16 protein-coding genes are annotated in these 14,441 nt (G+C 48.9%); 3 read left to right on the forward strand and 13 right to left on the reverse strand.

The window, feature by feature from the left end; genetic code table 11:
- Positions 1 to 270: 270 nt before the first annotated feature.
- Positions 271 to 1,608: a sensor domain-containing diguanylate cyclase gene (locus tag BRW83_RS07540; protein WP_231284473.1), complete on the reverse strand. Its 1,338-nt coding sequence runs from the start codon at positions 1,606 to 1,608 to the stop codon at positions 271 to 273.
- Positions 1,609 to 1,615: 7 nt separating this feature from the next.
- Between BRW83_RS07540 and BRW83_RS11880 the strand changes: the two genes are divergently transcribed.
- From BRW83_RS11880 to BRW83_RS07550, 3 genes are all read left to right on the forward strand, one after another.
- A complete protein-coding gene (locus tag BRW83_RS11880; RefSeq protein WP_036602804.1) occupies positions 1,616 to 1,861 on the forward strand; it encodes a hypothetical protein in 246 nt (81 codons plus the stop codon).
- A 6-nt stretch (positions 1,862 to 1,867) separates the two neighbouring features.
- A complete protein-coding gene (locus BRW83_RS07545; protein WP_005880368.1) occupies positions 1,868 to 2,248 on the forward strand; it encodes a 7(1) septoil knot domain-containing protein in 381 nt (126 codons plus the stop codon).
- A 150-nt stretch (positions 2,249 to 2,398) separates the two neighbouring features.
- Positions 2,399 to 2,875, forward strand: a complete 477-nt coding sequence (locus BRW83_RS07550) for a DUF2569 family protein (RefSeq protein ID WP_005880366.1) — start codon at positions 2,399 to 2,401, stop codon at positions 2,873 to 2,875.
- A gap of 9 nt (positions 2,876 to 2,884) precedes the next feature.
- On the opposite strand, the gene BRW83_RS07555 is transcribed toward BRW83_RS07550, so the two are convergent.
- The 12 genes from BRW83_RS07555 to BRW83_RS07615 form a co-directional block, all read right to left on the reverse strand.
- The gene (locus BRW83_RS07555) at positions 2,885 to 3,418 is read right to left on the reverse strand and encodes a DUF2569 family protein (RefSeq protein ID WP_036602800.1); all 534 of its coding nucleotides are present in this window, start codon (positions 3,416 to 3,418) and stop codon (positions 2,885 to 2,887) included.
- A 1,055-nt stretch (positions 3,419 to 4,473) separates the two neighbouring features.
- Positions 4,474 to 5,586 (reverse strand): phage tail protein, encoded by a 1,113-nt coding sequence (locus tag BRW83_RS07565; RefSeq protein WP_005880362.1) that lies wholly within the window; start codon positions 5,584 to 5,586, stop codon positions 4,474 to 4,476.
- 102 nt (positions 5,587 to 5,688) lie between these two features.
- Positions 5,689 to 6,174 carry a lysis system i-spanin subunit Rz gene (locus BRW83_RS07570; protein ID WP_005880360.1) on the reverse strand — a complete coding sequence of 162 codons (486 nt, stop codon included), beginning with the start codon at positions 6,172 to 6,174 and terminating at the stop codon, positions 5,689 to 5,691.
- Positions 6,171 to 6,638, reverse strand: coding sequence for a lysozyme (locus tag BRW83_RS07575; RefSeq protein ID WP_036602795.1), 468 nt, complete (start codon positions 6,636 to 6,638; stop codon positions 6,171 to 6,173). The genes BRW83_RS07570 and BRW83_RS07575 overlap by 4 nt, the downstream gene beginning before the upstream one ends.
- A gap of 2 nt (positions 6,639 to 6,640) precedes the next feature.
- Positions 6,641 to 6,979 carry a hypothetical protein gene (locus BRW83_RS07580; protein WP_005880356.1) on the reverse strand — a complete coding sequence of 113 codons (339 nt, stop codon included), beginning with the start codon at positions 6,977 to 6,979 and terminating at the stop codon, positions 6,641 to 6,643.
- A 192-nt stretch (positions 6,980 to 7,171) separates the two neighbouring features.
- Positions 7,172 to 7,669, reverse strand: a complete 498-nt coding sequence (locus BRW83_RS07585; RefSeq protein ID WP_145814951.1) for a hypothetical protein — start codon at positions 7,667 to 7,669, stop codon at positions 7,172 to 7,174.
- 290 nt (positions 7,670 to 7,959) lie between these two features.
- Positions 7,960 to 8,298, reverse strand: a complete 339-nt coding sequence (locus tag BRW83_RS07590; RefSeq protein WP_005880352.1) for a hypothetical protein — start codon at positions 8,296 to 8,298, stop codon at positions 7,960 to 7,962.
- A gap of 12 nt (positions 8,299 to 8,310) precedes the next feature.
- Entirely contained in the window at positions 8,311 to 9,570 is a 1,260-nt protein-coding gene (locus tag BRW83_RS07595; RefSeq protein WP_145814950.1) for a phage tail protein, read from the reverse strand.
- Between the two features lie 72 nt (positions 9,571 to 9,642).
- Entirely contained in the window at positions 9,643 to 9,894 is a 252-nt protein-coding gene (locus BRW83_RS07600; protein WP_005880348.1) for a hypothetical protein, read from the reverse strand.
- An 11-nt stretch (positions 9,895 to 9,905) separates the two neighbouring features.
- Entirely contained in the window at positions 9,906 to 11,534 is a 1,629-nt protein-coding gene (locus BRW83_RS07605; RefSeq protein WP_005880346.1) for a phage tail protein, read from the reverse strand.
- A 116-nt stretch (positions 11,535 to 11,650) separates the two neighbouring features.
- The gene (locus tag BRW83_RS07610; RefSeq protein WP_005880344.1) at positions 11,651 to 13,300 is read right to left on the reverse strand and encodes a phage tail protein; all 1,650 of its coding nucleotides are present in this window, start codon (positions 13,298 to 13,300) and stop codon (positions 11,651 to 11,653) included.
- A gap of 63 nt (positions 13,301 to 13,363) precedes the next feature.
- Positions 13,364 to 14,440, reverse strand: a complete 1,077-nt coding sequence (locus tag BRW83_RS07615) for a hypothetical protein (RefSeq protein ID WP_036602792.1) — start codon at positions 14,438 to 14,440, stop codon at positions 13,364 to 13,366.
- Position 14,441: the final 1 nt, after the last annotated feature.

The raw sequence follows: 14,441 nt of genomic DNA on the forward strand, positions 1-14,441 counted from the left end.
TCAGAAGAGTTTGCCAGATATTAAACTGTTTGAAGATCGGCTCGCAATATATTGAATATCAGGATTTTTTCAAGCAAAAGGGTCGCGACACGAAAATGGTGGCCGGATTATTTGAATGGGAAAATGAAACAGTCCTGAAGGGCTTGAATTGATAGTCCGGCTTATTGATAAAGTGCGGGAGAAGCATTTTCTGGCGAGCTGACTCACTCAAGGCAGAATCAAACGCAGGCAAAATTTTCTTTCGGAGATCCGGCCGGATTTTCAGGAGATTTAAGGGGACGCTATTCTGTCCCGACGCAAATAATATTCCTTTTTGTTTTCATACATGAGGATGTCGGCTTGCTGAACCATGCTGGAAGGTTTGATATTTTTTTCCCGCCAGACAGAACCGACAGAGATGGCATCCGGAAAAAGCCAGTCGGCTTCCGCTTTCATGGCATCGACTCTTTTTTTGAAAACGGGCTCCCCTATTCTCCGGGCGAGAAAAACGAACTCGTCGCCACCGATCCGGTAAATGTCTTCTTCCCGGAAGTGTTTTCGGAAAACATCAGCCAGATTTTTGATGTACTCGTCGCCCGCATCATGCCCCAGCTGGTCATTGACCATTTTCAGGCCGTTCAAGTCAATGAAAACGACCCCGAGATTGGGAGGAGGGATTTTTTCAAGCTGTTCCAGCGTCTGGATATAATTGTTCCGGTTCCCGAGTCCTGTCAGTTTGTCGACGTAGGAGAGTTCCAGAAGCTTCCTTTCCATCTGGTTTTTCTTTTGCTCGTTTGTCACGACAAGGGCAAGCGAGCGCAAAAGGGAATAATCGTTACGGTTGGACCGTGGATTGTCGACACCGATGAACCCGCTGACCTTGCCATCCACATGGAGCGGGACGACCATCAGGGAATGGATTCCCTGCATATGAAGCAGTTCATAATCTTCAGGATGCGCTTCCCTGATGGATTCAAGCGATTCAATGATGATATTGCTGTTGTTCTCGAGCTGGCTCATCCACAGGCTGAATGCCTCCAGAGGGACATTTTGCAGCTTGTCGATTTGGGGAACCACGTTATCGGCACACCATTCGTGAGTATTGCTCGAGGTGACGGCATTTTCGCCGACGTTGTATTCGAAAATATACGCCCTGTCCGCTTCATATTGTTCCCCGAGAAGACCCAGGATGATATCGACCGCTTCGGCGAATTTTTCCTCATTGCCCAGTACCTGCAGACATTTCAGGAGGATTTGTTCATTCTGGAGCTTGCGCTGGATACTCTGGCTGACGATTTCTTTTTCTACGATGTTATTGGCGACGCCGAACAGTAATGTCTTCCCCTCCCATTGAATCAGCTTGTCGCGGATCAGGTAGTGGTGGTTCCCGTTAACCGGCTGTTCCCAGACGAAGAATTCGTCCAGCGTCAAATATTTCTTCTTGCAGAACGAACAGGGCCTTGAATGGCCGAACAGGGCTTCATGACATTTTTTTCCGGAACAGGATTCGATTTTGAAGGTTTTTTTGCCGAAATCGTTCAGGTAAAGAAGCTCATATGAATCCGGATCGCAGACAAAAACGATCTCGTCCAGCTCATCGACAAGATGTCTGGTGAGACTGTCCGACAAGTCGTTTGTGTCAATACATGATTTAGAGGAAGACATCGGCCCGAATGTTTTCTTTAAGGCAATTTTTTCATTTTACAGCAAAAGGACAATCCTTTCAGGAAGCGGACTGAAGACATTCACACGCCCGGTGAATGAAAATGCTGTCGATACAGTGAAAGACAGAAATGGCTGTTTTACGGCTGGAGCTGGCCAAACGGTTCATGAACCTGTTCCGGTAGCGATCATCCAAGCGATTTTTGTTTTTCGGCAGTGACTGTTTATGGGCGGTGGTTATAATAATGCACTATCATTTATTGACCTGTCTGCCATGAAAATACGCCACTTTTTTATCATACCTGCCTGTGCCTTGTGTCTGGCTTTTTCCGCCTCCCCTTCTTTTGCCGGCAAAATCGGCAAGGATTGCACTTATAAAGGGAAAAATCTGTATGGCAAGGTTCAGGTCGTCGATGCCTTTCCCGACTTCAGGGTGTCGGTCGTTTCGGCTTTTGGCGACCTGAACGTGCAGCGTGTCGATGCGTTTGCCAATTCCTGCGGCCGCTGGCAGTTTGTGGACGCTTTCCCCGATTTCAAGGTCCAGTTCGTCGATGCATTCTCTGATTTCGATATCCAGTATGTGGATGCATTTCCGGGTGTACGCTGATTGCCGTTTTGTCGTTGTCGGCATGATGCGCCCCCTCCTGCCAGGCTCATGTCTTGTATCGCGTCAAATGAATGCTTCATTTTACTGTCATGAATTGCAGCTCATGTTAAGGTCTGGATCGTTGCCAGTGATTTTTCAAAGGAAAACATCGTGAACGCAAAACTGTCTGCAAATCCGAACCTGAAGGGAATTGGCGGCTGGCTGCTGCTTCTCATTTTTTTTCTGGGCCTGTATATTCCGGTAACGGGAGCATGGAGCCTTTACAGGGAATTCATTCTGGTTCCGCAGAAGATGCCGATTCTGGAATCCAACCCCCTGTGGGTGCAATACCGGCTGATGGTCTGGATTGTTTTCGGTGTTTTGTGTGCGCTCTGTTTCGCGGCTGGCTATGCCTTGTGGCGAGTCAAAAGACCGATGACGGTTCAGCTGGCTATCGGTGTGTTATGGCTGTCAGGGCCGTTCGTTCCCGTCATTTATGCCGCAATCGCTTCGGCCATTTTCAATATGGACTTTTCGCAGGCGTTAAAACCTTTCTGGATCGGCATTTTTTCGACGTCTGTCCAGAGTGCGATCTGGACCGGCTATCTCGTCAAATCCGTCAGGGTCAAAAATACGTATTATCCCTAAAAAGATGAGCTATTCCCTGACAGGATCGTTTTTGACATACGTGTTTCTCACCCGTTCAGATTTCAACAGATACCACATCCATAAAAGCGTAATAATTGATAATTTGACAACGGCCCAAAAACATTCAACGAATAAATAACTTCTGGAAAGGTTCTCAAAATTCATGCCGAGATAGAATGTGGCAAGCACTATTTGCAGAGGTCCTGTCACCCAGAGTATCAATATGGCAAGACGCACCGATGACCATTTGTAGCGACAATTCAAAAAATAGCCGGCAATCCATGAAAGCATGATGCAGAAGATTGTCATGCCCCAGAAAAACCATTTCATGTTTCCCCATTCCGGATAGTTTTCAAGACCTGGATAAGTCAGTTCTTGCATATCGAAAAACTGATATTGCGTAACGACAGTGTAAAGCGGGTCAAAAAATACCAGACTTATCCAGAAAAAAAGCAGCCACCCTCCTACACCATATAGTTCCGGTTTTTGATTGCCGGTATTGTCTGGTGTGGTTTTTTTCTGAATATCGGGGATATCAGTCATATAATAAAAATAATCTCTGAATTTTATATTATACAATACACTTTTTTACAAAAAAGTATAAAAAGTGAATTGATATAAAAAATGCTTTACGCCGGTTTTCAATATTCCCTAAAAGTGAAAACCGGTAAGTGAGTGTTTCAGAGTAAATTTCCTTATTTTTCACCGATTCCATTTGCCAGGGCATTCTTTTCGAAAAGAGTAAAAGATAAATTATTCAGTACGAAAATCATCAAAAAGTGTTTTGAACTGTTTTTTCCTGTTGTGTTTTTTAAACAATTTTTTTATCAGCTTTCTTACTTTTTTGTCTTTTACCAGAGTTTGACAAATGGTCTGAAAGCCTGATTTCCTGAAAAACAACGGAAATACCAATTGTTTCAAATCCAAAAACCGTAATTAAATCAGTTTCTTTTTCTTGTTTTGGAGATTTTCTTTACACTATTTTGTAAAGTTTGGAATGTCACTTAACTTATGGAAAAGCCTAGGAAAAATCAGATTTTCCGTTCCGGTTACAGTCAGGAAAATTCTTGCAAGAAATGATTCGATAAACTACATTAATAGCGGAGTCCGGTTCTCGTAAAGCCGGGCTCTGGCGTCTAAACACGCCGCGAACCCGGTGAGCACATTCCGTCATATGTGCTACCGTTCGTATCCAACGGCGGGATTTTTTCCGCTTGTTGGGCACGACGGTCCATTTTCGATTGCCTTTTGGGAGTCATTCAAATAGCAAATGGTTTTAACACATATACTTATTTGCAATTTCTTTGACTCGTAATATACTCAGCCCCTAACGGTGCTAAACACACCGAACCACCATTTGCGAGTTGATCGCAAGTGCTTTTTTGTTCGTCTTTTTTTCTGACGAGCGGGTGTTGGCTAATACAAGACTTCTCCGGAAGGAATATGCCAGCAGGTGGTTCTCTGTGTTTAGCACCCGCTCGACCCTCTTATCGTATGGAAAGGATGTTTCAGGATTATTTCAGGAGACCTTCTTTCCGATCTGGCCCATGACGATTTTAAAATGACAATTGCATTCCCTTTTTCCGGAGCCTTTTTTCTCAATACCCACAGGCATACCAGTCGAATCCGAGCAGATATCCGCTGACCGATCCAGCGACATACAAGGTAGTTGGGGTTCTTGCCCCACTCATCCACCAGCTTGTTGTCGGACTGGCTTCCAGTCCGAACGCCATGACTCTCGGGATTGACTGGTAGGGTTTCAGAAATGTGATAGTGACATTTCCGGAGGTGCCGGTGTTATTGACTCCACCCTGTTCAAGCCAGCCATCCGACCATTTCCGGTACCAGTTTGTCCCGTCATTGAAGGTTTCGGTGACATATTTGACGACAATGCCGTCAATCGTTTTATCGATTTTTCCAGCGGTTTCCTGTGCCAGCCCGCTAATATCAATCAGACCGGGATTATTGGCAGCGTCGAAAGCCTTGATACAGGGAAGCAAGGTCAAGGCAGGTGGCTGGACAGTATTGGATGCACCGTAGATGGCATTGCTTCTGCTCAAGTCCGTTTCTATGGAACAATTTACGAACCATCCCGTTCCTGCAGCCGGATCCGCTATGATATTGCTGGAATGACCTGAATGAAACATGCCACTCATGCCAAGTTCACTGCTTCCCTCTTTCCTTGCAGCAAATCCTGTAAAACCGCCAGTGGCATTTGGCAAACCGGCTTCGACTTTCTGACCTGGCGTTAAACTGCCTTGGGCAAACCGGTTCATCAAGTCAGGCAAATTGAATGTCGTTTCTCCGTCGCCTTCTCCAAAAGTCGTTCCGATTGCAGCAAACAGATCGGGCCAGGTTTCTCTTCGCACTTGCGACCCATCCGCTTTCAGATATCCGGCGGGAGGTGTTGCCCTGGCAAAGTATTCGATTGTCCCGACAGGCGTACCCCGTTTGGCAATATCACTTTGCAGCAATGCCAGCTCACTTTTATCCACTTTGTCAGACAAGGCGGTTTCCATCTCCATCCGGTTTGCCAGTGTTGACAGGTCAATGCCCAGCGTTTGCCTCGCGGTTTCCTTGTCGCTACTGTCATCGCCGAAAAGTTCCGACAGAAAATCGCGCAGCCTGCCCAGTGCAGACTTCATTTCCCCCGTCGTGGTGCGGGGTGTTTTCGATCCGGATAAAAGATCCTTTTCAGGTAATTTCGTCATATGTCTTCTCCATAAAAAAAGCCTCTTGTCAAAAGAGGCTCCCGGTATTTTGTTTTGGCTTTCCGTTGGCAAAGGCAAAGGGAACAGGCCACAGTATTTCACTCAGCTATGGCTGCACAGCTTTGCCAGTGCCTGATACTGGTCTATGCACTGGTTCATGTTCCGGATTGCGGTGTCTCCGTCTCGTCCGACAGAGAGAATACGTTCAACAACCGTTGGGTCAAGTTCGGCTCTTGTTTTTCCATCATCAGTGCCGGAATGTCCACTACCGGATACGTTTTCACTACACGCACGGGCCGGGATTGACACCCGTACATCAGCGCGCTTGATACGAGCAAGCAAAAGATCATTTTCTCGTTTGGCATCATCGTTCTCCTTCTTTGCCCGGATTTGCATCTGGTTTACTGTTTCATGCAGATTCCGGTTTTCTTCCATCGCTTTTTCAAGACGCAGCGTTTCTTCGCGCGCCTGTATTTCATTTATCCGGCTTTCCCTGGTTTCCCATTGCAGGCTGGATACCCAGTAACCGGCAAGGCATCCCGCGATCAATGCAAGGGTTCCACTCATCAGGCAACTTTTGAAACTCATACTTCCCCCATGCACATCCGGTATTCCTTTTCACGTCGCTTTGTGAGGCCCGGCAGGACTTTACCGCCGGCCTTGTTCCAGCGCCTGATTTCCGTGCATGCGCCTTTGTAATTCTCTGCATTCAGTTTTCTGACCAGTGTTGAATGGCAGAAATTTTTCGCCCCGATGTTGTACGCCAGGGAAACGTACGCATCAAATTCATGCTGATATAACGGAACGGAAATGCATTGACGAATGTCATCGGCATGCCGGTTCGCACTTGACAACAGTTGAACGAGGGCTCGATCGGGCGTTGTCCTGCTTTTCATGGTCACGCCTTTCGTTTCTCCGTAACCGACGGTCGGTACACCCACCGCGTCTTTATAGGCCTCACCCCGATATCCTTCGTTCAGAGCGATGGAGACCAGAAGGCTTGCGGAAATACCGAGTGCGCCGACGCCAAGGCGCCATTTTTTTCCATCCATATTCAGACTCCCTTGTGTGGCCAGTTGACGATGGCGTAATACAGTGCGTAAATGGCTGAAGAAAGGCTTCCGATCCAGATCAGCAGTTTTCCGAACCATTTGGCCGTTTTGACGGTGCCGTCCCCGGCACGGAAGATATCGACCAGTGTCGCTGTGTTTTCCTCAATGCGTGCGAGGCGCTCGTCCTGCGTTTTGTTGGCTTCTTTCAGGGCATGAACCTCGTCTTTCAATATAGATAGATGAACGTCGTGTGCGTTCATGCGCGATATGCCACTTTGCAGTTTCTCTGACAAAACCGCTCTTAATGCCTCCGGATCATCCGGCAATTCGTATCCGGCCATATAACCTCCTGACTTCTTTGGGATCAAACTCTTTCCCGGCCAGGGTGTAGCGAATGAAAAGATGTTCCCGAATATTTTTATTGATTGTTATAAGATTAAAAAAGCCCGTAAGACGGGCTTTTCAATCGAAAAAATGGAATGAATCACTTTGTCAGGCGATTCATTCCAAAAGGAGCAAGTCTGAAATAATTTTCAGGACGGCATGACAATATTGACTGCCAGTGCGTTGACTTCTTCAAGGCTTGTACACGCATCAAGCTGGTCTTCAAGTGCCTGACGCTGGCCGATCACGGCACCTGACAAGGCTGAAAAAACCTGATGTTTGGCCATGACGCGTGCGGCCAGATCCGCCAGTTCGATGCCACGTGCACTGGCTAAAGACGCCAGAAGTGAAACCGGGCTTGCCGGGTCGGCCATATAGGATTGGGCTTCTCTCACCTGCTGGTCAAATGTCATGACTTCCGTGTCGGGATAGGTTTTGACGGCCGTTTTCAAAATACTGTCGCATGCGCCATTGATTTCAGCCAGTTTGGCGGATTTCGCTTCTTCCAGCGTCTGTTCAGGCAATGCAACGACTTCATACCATTCACCCTTGTCTTCTATCATGGCCTTGTTGGCATTGCACCAGAGTGCCGCTTCTGTATATTTTTCGTAGTTTTCGACTGGTTTGACGATTCGGGTTCCGATCATGTTTTTCTCCAAAGGGATATTTGATGTGTTGAATAAAAAATTGACCAGTCCGTCAGGACCGGTCTGTTTCAAAACGGAGAGCCGAACCCATTTTCATGCGTGAAATGCCCATAAAAAAAGACCTCCATAAAGGAGGTCTTTTCATTCGCAGAAAATGGGCGCAACTCGCCCGTCATGAATATGTTAACAAGATATTGTTCTTCGGTCAGCTATGATACACGTAATGAAACAGAAGGCAGGGAAGCTAGATGGTTGCAATCATTCCCTGCCTTCAGTCCATTAAAAACGGTTCATTTGGCTTGTTTGAAAAGACGCGAGAAGAAACCGCCTTTTTTTGTTGTTGCCATTTCCGGCCTTTGAGAAAGCCCGTTTGACGGAACCGTTTCGCCAATCTGGTCGATTTTACATTCAGAACCGTCGTCAAGCCAATAGACTTTTCCACGAAAATCGGGTTTGACTGTCCATTTTCCGTTTTCCCAGACCGGGCACTCGTTTTTGCCGGTTGCGGGAGGCATGACATCGGTTGCCATGGCCGGAATCAGGTAGACATCGTCTTCCAGCGGCGAACGACAGGCTTCGGAGGCACCACAGTATGCGCCATTTTCATCGAAATGATACACAATTTTCATTTTAAATTTCCTTTAATATTTGATGCACGCCAGAAGGGCTACGTTGTGGGGACGGTTTTCGTTGGCGGTGGGGACGACGCGGGAAGCGTCAAATCCAAAATTATCAGTACCATTTGAGGATCCCGTCTTGCCGCCGCCATCTGTTCCAATGTAATAAAATGGCCCGGATAAAAATCTTCTTTCCTGATCATTACCACCAAACGTGCCAATAATATTTCGTATGGCATCTCCCTGCACCGTACCAAATCCCCGCTCCGGATCAAGATTGCGGGCGGCATCCCAGCCTCTCAAAAATTCGCCCCTCAAGTCAGGCAACTGGAAAGTGGAACCGCCGTCTCCCTCCCCGAAGGTCGTCCCGATAGCGGAAAAAAGGCGGGCATATACCGTACGGGAAACCAGCGCGCCATTCGCGACCAGATAGCCGTCCGGTGGGGTTTGCGTGGCAAAATAGTGAACCGAACCGGCCGGAACGGAATCGATGGCGATGCCTTTTGCCGGATTTTGCAAGACCCATTTTTTCAGATAGCTGTCGTAAAGCAGGTCAAGCCAGTGGCCGTCACCGGCGATGTCCCCTGCTGCAAGAGGCTGGTTGTATCCTTTTACGATGGGAAGTGCGGCTGTTTCATCGGCTTTGAAGGTAGGTGTGGCAATCGTATTGGGACCACATGCTCGTATGTGGACCACCTGTCCGTTTTGCAGGGTTTCGAGTGCCGGTGAAAAGTATCCGGTCATGGCGTCGCCCGAACCGCCTCCGATACAGGCCAGATAGGTTCCCTGCTGAACGGCCACAATATCGGCTTTTTCAGCCGCGTCAAAGCCGATGCCGGTTGCCGGATTCTGGAGTACCCATTTATTCAGCGGCTCGTCATACTTCAGTTCGATCCAGTGCCCTGCTCCGGCAATGTCGCCAACAGCCAACGGTTTGTTGTTTCCCTTGACGATGACAAGGGCGCCCGTTTCGTCTGCCCTGAAGGTCGGAGCCGAAGCCAGATTGGCTGTCGCAGCCCTGACGACAACGGTCATGCCATGAACAGGCTTTTGGATGGCTTGTGTAAATGTGGCTGTCAGGTTGTCAGCCGTGCCGTCCGCTTCGGTACAATATTTTTCCATCGCACCCAGCCTTGCCCGGGCTTCCCATTTGTCTGAACTGTCTGCCCCAAGCAGGTCGGATAAATATTCATGCACGTGACCGAGTGCGACACGGAATTCGCCCGTGGTTGTTTCAGGATCTTTTGTGCCGTTCAGTAATTCTTTTGAAGGTAATAATGCCATCGTGTTTTCCACTCCCATAAAAAAAGCCTCTTCATTGGAAGAGGCTTTCATCACAAAATAAAAATTGGTCCGTCAACTGTTCAGAAAAAAGCGCGAAAGACGATTTTTCCAGCCCGAACCGGTTTCCTGTTGGAAAGTTTGCTGTGTCTGCATAAAGCCGTCATAAAGGGCATCTTCGAGAATGTCGAATTCTTCCCCTTTAGGGACGACTTTTTTGACACATCGTTTGAGAAAAACTTCTTCGCTTTCATCACAGCGGCGCGCAGAGGAAGCAGGAGTGAAATAACGGTCTTTGCCGTCCACTTTGAAACGTATGGTTTTCATAATAATCTTTTTTAACTCAAAATAATGACGTTGATATCGGCCGCATCTTCCGCCGCGGGAGGATATCCCGATCCGGTCACGATGCGTATCCGGTCTTTAGTCGGCGGATAATACGCGCCTGTCAGGCTTTCCCTGTTGACGGAAGTTAAAAGTGCCGACGATGACGCCGTGACTGTCATGGCATCGGCTTCCATGGAATTGTCGAAAATCACGTCATATACGCCTTTTTCGACATGGACGACACCCTGAATGTTTCTGGAATTTTTAATCTTGACAATACCGGCTGATGCGTCGAAGTTAACCCATGCTTTTGACAGGTAGGGTTCGATGTCGGCCCGGTTGGCTTTGACAGATACTTCGCTTGCCAACCCATGTGCATTGATTTCAGTGACATTCAAGACCGTATCGAAGGCTTTTATGCAAGGCAATAAAATAATGGCAGGCGGCTGGACAGTATTGGAGTTACCGTAAATACTGGAAGAACGAGAAGCGTCAAGATTGATAAAAGCTGAATAACCGCCATGTGCATCGCCACCTGTACCTATTGCACTACCTGTACCATAAAAAGCCTCCGTCATCGCTCCGTAGCCATTACAGTAACCTTGTGCGACAGTGCCTTTTATGTTGGGCAAGCCCGCCTCGATCTTCTGCCCTGGCAATAAGCCCCCCTGAGCAAATCGGTTGATTAAATCCGGCAAATTGAAGGTGGATGTCCCGTCATCTTGTCCGAATGCCGTTCCGATGACAGCAAACAGATCCGGATAAGTTTCTCGGGATACAGCTGATCCGTCTGCCTTGAGATACCCCTGCGGAGGCGCAGAGGCCGCAAAATGGATGATGGTACCGACAGGAACGCCTGTAGGCATGATGCCTTTTGCCGGATTCTGAAGAATCCATTTCCGGTTTACTTCGTCGAACTGGCAGTCAATCCAGTATCCTTCCCCGGAAATGTCCCCGGCACTCAACGGTTGATTGATATTCTTGACAATGGGACAGGCTTCAAAATTTTCGATCTGCAAATAAGGTTCAGTTGATGTATTGGCAGCTGTCGTACGGATACTGACTTTCAGGCCGTTTTTCAGTTCGATTATCGGGGGATTGAAGAGCGCTTTGATGGCGTCAGCCGTTCCCCCCGCTTGTGCACAGGCAATACCATTCGTAACGATCCCGTTTGCCGGGTTCATCAAAATCCATTTATTGATGTTTTCGTCATATCTGAGGTCGAGCCAATGTCCTGCTCCCTTGATGTCCCCTTTTTCAAGAGGCTGGCCGGTGCCTTTGACGATGGGCAGTGCGCTGGTCTCATCGGCTTTGAAGGTCGGCGCTTGCGTTTCATTCTGAAATTGTGCGCATACCGTTAAAGACGTGGCACGGGTTAATTGTTTGACCGCCGGTTCGAAAACAGCCGTCAAGGCATCCGCTGTCCCTGCCGCTATGGCGCTGGTATGGCGCAAACGCTGGATATCGCTGGCAGATACAGCACCTAATGCCGCACGTGCTTTTTCCTTTTCTGCGCTGTTTTCACCGAGCAGGTCGAAAAGATAGTCACGCATGTGCCCGATGGCAACACGAAATTCACCGGTAGTAGTTTCGGGAGTTTTTGTGCCGTCAAGCAATTCTTTTGAAGGTAATAATGCCATTGATCACTTTCCTTTCTCCATAAAAAAACCTCCACGAAAGGAGGTTCTTTAAAAAATTAATGTCAAATCGGGATTCTGTATTCAATCAACTGTTTAAATTGATCTTTCCAGACCATTCATTGATTGACAACGACGTTGATATCGGCAGGATCTACCGGCTGGATCGGAAAGCCCGAGGCAGTGACCACTCTCACCCGGTTGGCAGAGGGCGGGAAATAATCGCCTGTGAAACTGTCCAGATTGACGGCAGAGACCAATGCCGATGACGAGACCGTCACCGTGCAACAATCCGCCTGTACCGATCCGTCGAAAATGATGTCGAATGCGCCCTTTTCCACTCGGATGACTTTGTCGACATGATGGGCATTTCGGATAGTGATTTCACCGGATGAGGCGTCGAAATTGACCCATGCTTTCGAGGCATGGGGTTCAACAGTTGCGCGTGCAGCTCTTGTCGGCGCTCCAATTGCATTCATGGCCGAAATACCGGCCTGCACAGCAGGATAAGCGTCAAAAGCCTTGATGCAGGGCAACAGGGTCAAGGCTGGTGGCTGGACGGTATTGGATGCACCATAGATAGGATTGCTTACGCGAGAGTCGAAAGAATACAAATTCGGTCCGCAACCGCTACTGTTATATTGACCACCGCCAAGGCCACCTCCTACTGCACCGATTTGAGTGCGACTAAAGGCACCTGATGCCGCTGAACCCTGATTGGATGCCGTCACGGTCAAGCTGCCTGTTATATTCGGCAAACCGGCTTCAATCTTCAGTCCCGGCGTTGCATTTCCCTGCGCGAACCTGTCGATCAAGTCTGGCAGGTTGAACGTGGTCGATCCATCGCCTTCTCCGAACGTGGTTCCGATAGCGCCAAAAAGATCCGGATAAGTCGCCCTCGATACAGCCGAGCCGTCAGCTTTCAGATAACCGGCCGGTGGCGTTTGCATGGCAAAATAGCCGATCGCGCCTACTGGAACGCCTGATGGACAGACGACACCTGAAGCAGGATTCTGCAAAATCCATATGAGCGCCTCTTCATCAAACTGAAGGTCAAGCCAGTGTCCTTCTCCGGCAATATCACCGGCAATCAATGGCTGGTTGATGCCTTTGACGATGGGATATCCTGCAAAGTCTTCAAGCTGAAAATAAGGTTCGGCACTGGTATTGGCAGCTGTTGCCCGGACGCTGACTTTCAGGCCGTTTTTCAGTTCGATAATAGCCGGATTGAAACAGCCAACGATGGCATTTGCCGTTCCGCCTGCCTGCGTGGACGGGACACCTGACACAAAAATCCCTGTTGCCGGATTCAGCAATACCCATTTGTTCAGGGTTTCGTCGTATCTCAGGTCGATCCAGTGGCCGTTTCCGTTAATATCGCCACAATCCAGCGGCATGCCGGTTCCCTTGACGATGACCAGCTCACTCGTTTCATCCGCCTTAAATGTCGGCGTTGCCGTTTCATTGCGGCCAATGGCGCGGATGGTCACGGTCGTTGCGTCGGTCAATTGCTCCACGGGTGGATCGAACACGGCAAAGAAGGCATCCCCGGTTCCCGTTGCATGCCCGCAGATGTAGCGCATTTGCCGTACATCGTCCGGCGATACCGCACCCAATGCAGCACGCGCCGCTTCCTTGTCCGCACTGTTCTCACCCAACAATCCGCCAAGGTAGTCGCGCATCTGTCCCATTGCCGTCCGGAATTCCCCGGTGGTTGTTTCAGGGTCCTTTGTCCCGTCCAGCAATTCTTTTGATGGTAATTTCGTCATTCTTTTTTCCTTGTAAAAAAACGCTTCAAACGAAGCGTTTTACTCGACACTAAAGACCCTGATTTATGCGCCTTGCCCACAGGCATACCAGGACATGGCGCTTCCGGAATAGTAGCCGGAACCGCCCTGCCCCTCGCAATTGGCATTGAAAGACGTGTTCGCACGGCTGACCACGTTGATGACAGGTGAACCGGCGCCCAATTTGCTGGTTTCGACGGTATAGGTACTATTGGCAAACGGTACGTAAAAAACCGTCGTGATCCCGGCTGCACCGTTACCCGCTGATGAATACCCTCCCTGTTCTACCCAGCCGCTCCTGTATTTTTTCCACCATCCGGTTCCATCCGTCCATGACTGGACGATATGGTCGTTTATATCGGTTATGTTGGCGGTCACATTGGCACAGGCAAGCGTTCCGGACGCCGGATCGAAAACAAGTGAGTTTTCATAGATCGATCCGGCAACACGCCACTTTCCGGCGGTATTGTCGATATGGATATTCTGGTAATAACCGGCTCCTTTCAGAACCATTTCTCCGCCTTCACCGGTCAGGCCGGTCATATCTTCAGGCTCGACCGTCAAACCCGATGTGACCGACAGGGCACCGTTCATGCTTCCCCCGGCTAAAGGCAGGTAATCGAGCAGTTCGAGTTTGTCCGCCTTGTCGTCGATTTCCTCTTTCAGGGACACGCCCTTGGCGGGATTCTGAAGAACCCATTTATTCCAGATCCGGTCGTATTTCAGTTCCAGCCAGTGGCCTTTTCCGGCGATATCCCCGACATCAAGCGCTCGTTTGTCGCCTTTTACGATCGGCAATGCCGACGTTTCATCGGCTTTAAGGGTAGGTACGCCTGCCGTATTGGCGGCTGATGCCCTGAGCAGGACTGTCATGCCATGCACCAGTTCCCTTATGGTCGGCGTGAACTTTCCAATCAGGACATCTCCCGTGCCCTGTGCTTGCCCGATAAATTTTTCCGCCGCTCCCAGCGTTTCGCGTACGAGCCATTTGTCTGAACTGTCGTCACCAAAGAGTCCGAATAAAAAATCCCGGATGTTTCCCATCGCCAGACGGAATTCTCCCGTTGTCGTTTCGTGGTCTTTGGTACCGTTCAGTAATTCTTTTGAAGGCAATTTGGCCATA

Source organism: Oxalobacter formigenes (genome assembly GCF_002127965.1).
Lineage (GTDB): Bacteria > Pseudomonadota > Gammaproteobacteria > Burkholderiales > Burkholderiaceae_D > Oxalobacter > Oxalobacter formigenes.

What these genes read in the sequence shown, in the direction of transcription:
- BRW83_RS07570 (WP_005880360.1), bottom strand. Translation starts at nt 6,174, where the DNA reads ATGAGTTTCAAAAGTTGCCTGATGAGTGGAACCCTTGCATTGATCGCG.
- BRW83_RS07580 (WP_005880356.1), bottom strand. Translation starts at nt 6,979, where the DNA reads ATGGCCGGATACGAATTGCCGGATGATCCGGAGGCATTAAGAGCGGTT.
- BRW83_RS07555 (WP_036602800.1), bottom strand. Translation starts at nt 3,418, where the DNA reads ATGACTGATATCCCCGATATTCAGAAAAAAACCACACCAGACAATACC.
- BRW83_RS07575 (WP_036602795.1), bottom strand. Translation starts at nt 6,638, where the DNA reads ATGGATGGAAAAAAATGGCGCCTTGGCGTCGGCGCACTCGGTATTTCC.
- BRW83_RS07545 (WP_005880368.1), top strand. Translation starts at nt 1,868, where the DNA reads ATGGGCGGTGGTTATAATAATGCACTATCATTTATTGACCTGTCTGCC.
- BRW83_RS07600 (WP_005880348.1), bottom strand. Translation starts at nt 9,894, where the DNA reads ATGAAAACCATACGTTTCAAAGTGGACGGCAAAGACCGTTATTTCACT.
- BRW83_RS07605 (WP_005880346.1), bottom strand. Translation starts at nt 11,534, where the DNA reads ATGGCATTATTACCTTCAAAAGAATTGCTTGACGGCACAAAAACTCCC.
- BRW83_RS07595 (WP_145814950.1), bottom strand. Translation starts at nt 9,570, where the DNA reads ATGGCATTATTACCTTCAAAAGAATTACTGAACGGCACAAAAGATCCT.
- BRW83_RS07590 (WP_005880352.1), bottom strand. Translation starts at nt 8,298, where the DNA reads ATGAAAATTGTGTATCATTTCGATGAAAATGGCGCATACTGTGGTGCC.
- BRW83_RS07585 (WP_145814951.1), bottom strand. Translation starts at nt 7,669, where the DNA reads ATGATCGGAACCCGAATCGTCAAACCAGTCGAAAACTACGAAAAATAT.
- BRW83_RS07610 (WP_005880344.1), bottom strand. Translation starts at nt 13,300, where the DNA reads ATGACGAAATTACCATCAAAAGAATTGCTGGACGGGACAAAGGACCCT.
- BRW83_RS07565 (WP_005880362.1), bottom strand. Translation starts at nt 5,586, where the DNA reads ATGACGAAATTACCTGAAAAGGATCTTTTATCCGGATCGAAAACACCC.
- BRW83_RS07615 (WP_036602792.1), bottom strand. Translation starts at nt 14,440, where the DNA reads ATGGCCAAATTGCCTTCAAAAGAATTACTGAACGGTACCAAAGACCAC.